The organism is Allostella sp., assembly GCF_041913585.1.
In the GTDB taxonomy this organism is placed as follows: Bacteria; Pseudomonadota; Alphaproteobacteria; order ATCC43930; family Allostellaceae; genus Allostella.
Genome location: NZ_JAYSFE010000210.1, coordinates 1 through 4,657, shown reverse-complemented (window position 1 = coordinate 4,657; position 4,657 = coordinate 1). Strand labels below are relative to the sequence as shown.

Genomic DNA, 4,657 nt, shown 5'->3' with positions numbered 1-4,657 from the left:
CATGGCGGCTCTCCTTGGTTCCGTCGGCTTCGGGGATCACCCCGTTGCGATGACCGGAATCTAGTGCCCACCAACAGAATTGATAATCCGCTCCGAAAGAGATGGATTGTTGACGATACGTGTTCAATGAAGCGGCGGTCGCGACACCCTTGCCCCGCCGGCCGTCCGGCCTGATATAGTGACGCCGGGAGGTTGGCGGCGGACGGATCCCTCGCCAACCCGGTCAGGTCCGGAAGGAAGCAGCCGTAACGAGTTCCGAGCCGGGTCGTCGACCAGCCTCCCACCCCTATCCCGCGCCAATGCGCCCATCTCTGGGGCTCAGGAACCGGCCGCTGGCGTCATGACCGATCCGACAGCCCCGCATCCGCCGTATCGCGTCCTCGCCCGGAAGTACCGACCCGACCGTTTCGCCGACCTGATCGGCCAGGAAGCGCTGGTGCGGACCTTGGGCAACGCCATCCGCACCGGGCGGATCGCGCACGCCTTCATGCTGACCGGGGTGCGCGGCGTCGGCAAGACGACGACCGCCCGCATCATCGCCCGGGCGCTCAACTGCATCGGCCCGGACGGCGGCGGCGGCCCGACCATCGAACCGTGCGGGGTGTGCGCCAATTGCCGGGCGATCGCCGAGGACCGCCACGTCGACGTCCTCGAGATGGACGCCGCATCCCGCACGGGCGTCGGCGACATGCGCGAACTGATCGACGGGGTGCGCTACCTGCCGGTCCAGGCGCGCTACAAGATCTACATCATCGACGAAGTCCACATGCTGTCGATGGCGGCCTTCAACGCCCTCCTCAAGACCCTGGAGGAGCCGCCGGCCCACGTGAAGTTCGTCTTCGCCACGACCGAGATCCGCAAGGTCCCGATCACCATCCTGTCGCGCTGCCAGCGCTTCGACCTGCGGCGGATCGAGGCCGACCGGCTGTTCGAGCATTTCCGCCGCATTGCCGGCGACGAGGGCGTGACGGCCGAGGACGAGGCGCTCCGCCTCATCGCGCGGGCGGCGGACGGGTCGGTGCGCGACGGGCTGTCGCTGCTCGACCAGGCGATCGCGCTCGGCGACGGGCCGGTCGAGGCGGCGCGCGTCCGCGACATGCTGGGCCTCGCCGACCGCGGCCAGGTCTTCGCCCTGTTCGGCGCCGTCATGAAGGGTGCGGTCGGCGAGGCGCTCGACCGGTTCGACGGCTCCTACCGCGCCGGCGCCGACCCGGTCGCCCTGCTCCAGGACCTGCTCGGCGTCGTCCACATGGTCACCCGCCTCAAGACCGCGCCCGACTCGGTCGAGGCGACCAGCCTGCCGGAGATCGAGCGGGTCGAGGGCGGGGCGCTGGCCGGCCAGCTGTCGGTTCCCGTGCTGACCCGCGCCTGGCAGATCCTGCTGAAGGGACTGGGCGAAACCCAGGCGGCACCGGTGCCGCGGCAGGCGGCCGAGATGGTGCTGATCCGCCTCGCCCACGTCGCCAGCCTGCCCGATCCGGCGCAGTTGGTGCGGCTCATCGAGCGCGAGCGCGAGGCGGGACCGGCCGCGACTCCGCCGTCCGGACCCGCCGGCGGCGTCCGTGCCGAAGCGGGGGGCGGCCGTCCCGTTCCGGTGCCGCAGCCGGTGGCCGTCGCGCCGCCGGCCATCGCGCCATCCGCCGAACTGCCGCAGCCGGCCACCTTCGCCGAGGCGGTCGCGCTCTTCGCCGACCATCGCGAGGTGGTGCTGCACGCCCAGATCCTGCAGGACGTGCAGCTCGTGCGCTTCGAGCCGGGACGGATCGAGCTGCGCCTCCGGCCCGAGGCGAAGAACCGCGAGACGCCCAACCGCATGGGCACCCTGCTGACCCAATGGACGGGCCGGCGCTGGATCATCAGCATCTCCGACGGGCCGGCCGAGCCGACGCTGCGCGCGCAGGCCGAGGCGGCCGAGCGCCAGGTCCGGCACGAGCTTTCGCAACACCCGCTGGTGCGGGCGGTGCTGGAGGCGTTCCCGGGCGCGGCGATCGAGGCCGTGCGCACGCTCGACGGCGCCGCGCCCGCGCCGGCGGTCCCCGCGCCGGCCGCGCCGCGCTTCGGCGGCGTGGCCGGCGTGGAGGCGCCGCCCGATCCGGCCGAGGACGATTTCGTGCCGGCCGACTATCCCGACGACGACGTCGATCCCTACGACGGAGAGGACCCGTGAAGAACATCGGCGAGATGATGCGCCAGGCGCAGCAGATGCAGCAGCGCATGCAGGAGATGCAGGATCGGCTGGCCGAGGCCGAGGCGACCGGCAGCGCGGGCGCCGGCATGGTCGAGGTGACGCTGAACGGCAAGGGCGCGGCGCGCCGGATCCGCATCGACCCCCAGCTCCTGGAGCCGAAGGAGGCCGAGGTGCTGGAGGATCTGATCGTGGCCGCGATCAACGACGCCAAGGCCAAGGTCGACGCCCATGCGGCCGAGGAGATGGCCAAGCTGACGGGCGGGCTGAAGCTGCCGCCCGGCATCAAGCTGCCGTTCTGACCGGCGGCCGGCGCGGCGGATGGCGGGCGGACCGGAGATCGAGCGGCTGGTGCTGCTGCTCGCCAAGCTGCCGGGACTGGGACCCCGGTCGGCGCGCCGGGCGGCGCTCTTCCTGCTGAAGCGCCGAGCGCTGGTGCTGGAACCGCTGGCGGCCGCGCTTGCCGACGCCGCCGCCAAGGTGCGGCCGTGCAGCCGCTGCGGCAACCTCGACACCATCGACCCGTGCCAGCTCTGCCGCGACGAGCGCCGCGACGGGAGCATCCTCTGCGTCGTCGCCGACGTCGCCGACCTCTGGGCGATGGAGCGGTCCGGTGCCTTCCGCGGCCGCTATCACGTGCTGGGCGGCCTGCTCTCGGCGCTGGACGGCGTGCGGCCGGACGACCTCGCGATCGGCCGGCTCGTCGAGCGCGTCGCCGGGGAAGGGATCGAAGAGGTGGTCCTGGCCCTGAACGCCACCGTCGACGGCCAGACCACCGCCCACTACGTCGCCGAACGGCTGGAGGCGACCGGCGTGCGCGTCTCGCGTCTCGCCCACGGCGTGCCGGTGGGCGGCGAACTCGACTATCTCGACGAGGGCACGCTCGCGGCCGCACTCCGGGCGCGCCGCTGATCGGTCGGCCCGATCCGTTCCGGACCCCCTGGTGCAGGGCATCGGCCGCGCCTATATTCCCCGGTGTCGGGCAACCGACTATGGCGATAAATGGTGCGTGGAATAGGCGTAGCGGACCCGGGGGCAGTGCCCGGCGCCTCCACCATTCACCGGGGCCTCCGGCCCCGGTCCATGGGGGCGAACCAGGATCGACGCGCGTAGTAAAGGCGTTGCTTTCGCCCGGCATGATACCGCCGTTATCGGGTCAAATCCTAAGTGCGAACGACAACAAGGTCGCACTCGCTGCCTAACCGGTAAGCGCGGTTCGGGGGGCACCGGGCAACAGAAGCCCCCCACTCATTCCGGGCGCCCTCCTGCGGGGAGGGGCCGCAACGACAGCGAGGGGGACGGCCCGGGCGTATGGCGAAGGACCAATTCAACTACCCGGCCCTGATGGACGGCGCGCTGCGCGGAGTGGTCCGCAGCGTGCTCCAGCGCACCGCCGAGCGGGGCCTTCCCGGCGCCCACCATTTCTACATCAGCTTCCGGACCGACTATCCCGGCGTCGAGGTGCCGGAGTATCTGCGCGAGAAGTATCCGGAAGAGATCACCATCGTCCTGCAGCACCAGTTCTGGGGGCTGGAGGCGGGCGAGGACCATCTCGCGGTCACCCTCAGCTTCCGCGACATCCACGAGCGGCTGGTCGTGCCGTGGCCGGCGCTGACCGGCTTCGCCGATCCCTCCGTCAGCTTCGGCCTGCAGTTCGAGGCGCCGCCCGGCGTCGCCCAGGGCGAGGCGAAGGCGAAGGTCGAGAGCGCAGCGAAGACGGAGCCGCGGCCGGAAGCCACCATGCACGCGCTGCCGGCACCGACCGGCGAGCCGCCCGCGGGCGAGGAGGCCAGGCCGGCCGCCGGACGCACCGGCGAGGTCGTGGCCCTCGACGCCTTCCGCAAGAAGTGACCGGCCCCGCCGAGGACGGGCGGCCCGGTCCGGACGCGGACGCCAATCCCTGGACGGTGCGCCGCGCCGAGGTGCGCTACGACAATCGCTGGATCCGCGTCACCCACCACGAGGTGCTGACGCCGGCGGGCACGCCCGGCATCTACGGCACCGTCCACTTCAAGAACCTGGCGATCGGCGTCGTCCCGGTCGATGACCAGGGCCACACCTGGCTCGTCGGCCAGTACCGCTTCCCGCTCGGCACCTACAGCTGGGAAATTCCGGAAGGCGGCGGCCCGCACGGGGTGCCGCCGCTCGAATCGGCCGCCCGCGAACTGGCGGAGGAGACCGGGCTGGTCGCCGCCGGCTGGCTGCCGCTGCTGGAGATGGATCTCTCGAACTCGGTGTCGGACGAGCGCGCGATCGCCTACCTCGCCTGGGACCTGACGCAGGGGGCGGCCGAGCCCGAGCCGACCGAGCAGCTGCGACTGCGCCGGCTGCCGCTCGGCGCCGCCTTCGGCCTCGTCCGCGACGGCAGCATCCGCGACGCCCTCAGCGTCGCCGCCCTCCAGGCGCTGGAGCTGCGCTGGCGCGACGGCTCGCTGCCGCCCGCGGTGCGCGAACGGCTGGCGCCGCCCTAGA

The 4,657-nt window shown here is 72.3% G+C and carries 5 protein-coding genes and 2 other RNA genes; all 7 read left to right on the top strand.

From position 1 onward, the window contains the following. The first annotated feature begins 186 nt into the window (after positions 1-186). The 7 genes from ffs (at position 187) to ACE3Q3_RS22950 (ending at position 4,656) form a co-directional block, all read left to right on the top strand. An RNA gene (ffs, locus tag ACE3Q3_RS22980) (signal recognition particle sRNA small type) lies at positions 187-285 on the top strand. Positions 286-340: 55 nt separating this feature from the next. Beyond that, positions 341-2,167: a DNA polymerase III subunit gamma/tau gene (locus ACE3Q3_RS22975; RefSeq protein ID WP_374449962.1), complete on the top strand. Its 1,827-nt coding sequence runs from the start codon at positions 341-343 to the stop codon at positions 2,165-2,167. Further along, complete coding sequence (locus tag ACE3Q3_RS22970) at positions 2,164-2,487, top strand: YbaB/EbfC family nucleoid-associated protein (RefSeq protein ID WP_374449959.1); 324 nt, start codon at positions 2,164-2,166, stop codon at positions 2,485-2,487. Before ACE3Q3_RS22975 ends, ACE3Q3_RS22970 begins: the two co-directional genes overlap by 4 nt. Positions 2,488-2,506: 19 nt before the next feature. Further along, positions 2,507-3,097, top strand: coding sequence for a recombination mediator RecR (recR, locus tag ACE3Q3_RS22965; protein ID WP_374449957.1), 591 nt, complete (start codon positions 2,507-2,509; stop codon positions 3,095-3,097). A gap of 25 nt (positions 3,098-3,122) precedes the next feature. Then, positions 3,123-3,434: a transfer-messenger RNA gene (gene ssrA / locus ACE3Q3_RS22960) on the top strand. A 62-nt stretch (positions 3,435-3,496) separates the two neighbouring features. Further along, positions 3,497-4,036, top strand: a complete 540-nt coding sequence (locus ACE3Q3_RS22955; protein WP_374449955.1) for an SspB family protein — start codon at positions 3,497-3,499, stop codon at positions 4,034-4,036. Continuing rightward, a complete protein-coding gene (locus tag ACE3Q3_RS22950; RefSeq protein WP_374449953.1) occupies positions 4,033-4,656 on the top strand; it encodes an NUDIX domain-containing protein in 624 nt (207 codons plus the stop codon). The genes ACE3Q3_RS22955 and ACE3Q3_RS22950 overlap by 4 nt, the downstream gene beginning before the upstream one ends. Position 4,657: the final 1 nt, after the last annotated feature.